The sequence below is a fragment of the Streptomyces sp. SM10 genome (assembly GCF_002910915.1).
Lineage (GTDB): Bacteria > Actinomycetota > Actinomycetes > Streptomycetales > Streptomycetaceae > Streptomyces.
Window position 1 is genome coordinate 14497 of sequence record NZ_NEUF01000137.1, and the last position, 2156, is coordinate 16652.

The 2156-nt window shown below is 64.3% G+C and carries 2 protein-coding genes; both read right to left on the bottom strand.

Features of this window, described 5'->3' with window-relative positions:
* On the bottom strand, positions 1 to 1385 hold a 1385-nt coding region (locus tag B9S57_RS35665), incomplete at its 3' end, for an AAWKG family protein (protein ID WP_258036510.1).
* Between the two features lie 194 nt (positions 1386 to 1579).
* Positions 1580 to 2044 carry a type VII secretion system-associated protein gene (locus B9S57_RS22140; RefSeq protein ID WP_103517308.1) on the bottom strand — a complete coding sequence of 155 codons (465 nt, stop codon included), beginning with the start codon at positions 2042 to 2044 and terminating at the stop codon, positions 1580 to 1582.
* Positions 2045 to 2156 lie beyond the last annotated feature (112 nt).

The window sequence follows — 2156 nt, forward strand, 5'->3', positions numbered from 1 at the left end:
CGCAGCTCGTCCTGGTACTTCTTGTCCTCCTCCCGCTGCCGCTCCTGCTCCTCACGCAGCTCGTCCTGGTACTTCTTGTTCTCCTCGTTCTCCTTCCTGATCTCCTCCTTCTCCTCCTCCAGCTTCTTCTTCTCGTACTCGTCCGAGGCCGTGCTGGTCGACTTCGGCTTGGGCACGTTGTCGGAGAAGTCCTCGCCCAGCTCGATGAAGTGGTTGTTCAGAGCCGACTGAACCGTGGCGGCCGGCTTGCCCAGGTACGCGTCGACCCCCTGGGTCCAGATCTTGACCGCCTTGTCACCGACCTTGGCCCAGTTGGCGATATCGGTCAGGTCTCCGTACTCGGGGTGCACCTGGGAGAATTCGCCCTGCGGACTGTGACTGACAGTCGTGGTGTAGCGGTTGGTGTACGACGTGATGTCCGACTTGGCGACGTTGTTCGCGTCCACCCACTGGGCCAGTTCGTCAAGGACATAACGCAGTACCTGGTGCGGGTCGTAGTAGGAGGAGTTGGCCCAGTCCAGCCACGCCTCGAGCAGCTTGTTCGCCGAGTCCTCGAGATACGTACGGCCGAGGGAGAGTGCACGCGAGTACACGGTGCCGCCGGTACCGGTCTCGTCGCCGGTGCCGACCTTGGAATCGAAGGTCTCGACGTAGCTGTCGTAGTTCTCGCGGATCTTCTTCAGCAGGCTGCGGAAGACCTCTGCGGCTTCGCCCTTCCAGCTCGCGTCCTCGCGGCTGAATCGGTCCTCCCAGTCCTTCAGCACGACCGCGTGGTCCCTGAAGAACTTCGCCGCGAAGTCGAAGGACTCCCCTGTGGTTCCGAACGACTTGAGGTCGACCACATCGGCACCGGGGACACCCAGATTGCTGAACCGGGCGTCCTGCGTGCTGCCCCGCAGCAGTTCGAGGAGCGCCGCACGTGGCCCGTTCATGTACCGGGCGAGCGCGACGGTGCTCATCTTGTCCTTGTTGTAGTCCGTGAAATCGTTGCCTTCACGGACCTGGGCGTCGTGGACGTTGTCGGAGCCGGGACCGGCGAAGATGATCTCCTCACCGGCCTTCACCCGCCCCTCGAAGACGATCCGGGCCTGCATGATCGACCGCTTCTTGCCACTGTCGAAGAACCAGATGTCGTAGTCCTCGCCCTTGTTCGTCAGAAAGCCGGAATCCTTGACGAGCAGACTGAGGCTGCGTTCCTTGATGTCCATGCGGAAGAGCTTGCCGCCGTGATCGGACCGGAGCGTGTCGAAGACGTGGCTGCGGTCGGGTACCGGGTAGCCGGTGATGTGGGTGACCAGGGTGGCCCAGGTGTCGCCCGACGGATCAGCGGAGCCGTCGAACTTGTCGATGTTCTGCTGGGAGTTGGGATCGTACCGATCAGCCACCGGGAACTCTTTCTGGTCAGGTGTCCTCATGTCGGCGCACAGCGTCTTCGTGCGGACGTGGGGACGGGTGTCTGTCACGCGGGTGGTACCGGGCCGCAAGGGGCGCCCACGGGTACGGACACGTGGGCCAGGGTCCTTCGTTTGGATCAGGCCGGCCCCCCTCCCCTATTCCGGCCCCACCCGAACGAAAGACCCTAGGTGGTCCCCTCACCCGACGAACCGCTGGTGAGCGTGTCCACCTCTTCGAACGTCTGCAGCAGTGTCTGCGCGTCGATCGCGTCGAGGTTCTTGTCCTTGGTCTTGTTGGCCTCATCGATCGTGTCGGTGAGCGCCTCCTTGAGCTCCTTGAAGAGGTCCATCTGGTCACCCAGGAGCTTGTCGATCGCCTCGGCCGCCGTACGGACGCCGGCGATCAGCTTCGGCCCCGACACCAGGGGGTCGGCGACCATCTTGCCGATGCGCAGGAGCTGCTTGTCCTGGGCGGGGTTGTCCGGCGTGGTGTGCCCGTCGACGAGGTGTCCGAGCGGCCGGATGTGTTCCCCGTCGCCGTCCTCCCGGTGCTTCTTCGCGGCGGTGTACACCGGCTGCACCTCGTTGTCCCGGAAGCTCTCCATCTGCTTGAGGTCAAAATGCTTGACGTCGGCCTTCTCACCAGCCATGGGACGTCCTCCTGCGGTTCGGTGCCGGGCGGGGAAACGGGGCTGCCGTGGCGGGCCTGTGCGGACCGGCCGCCCGACGGGAGCACGGAAGCCGGGGCTCGCCCTCCGTCCG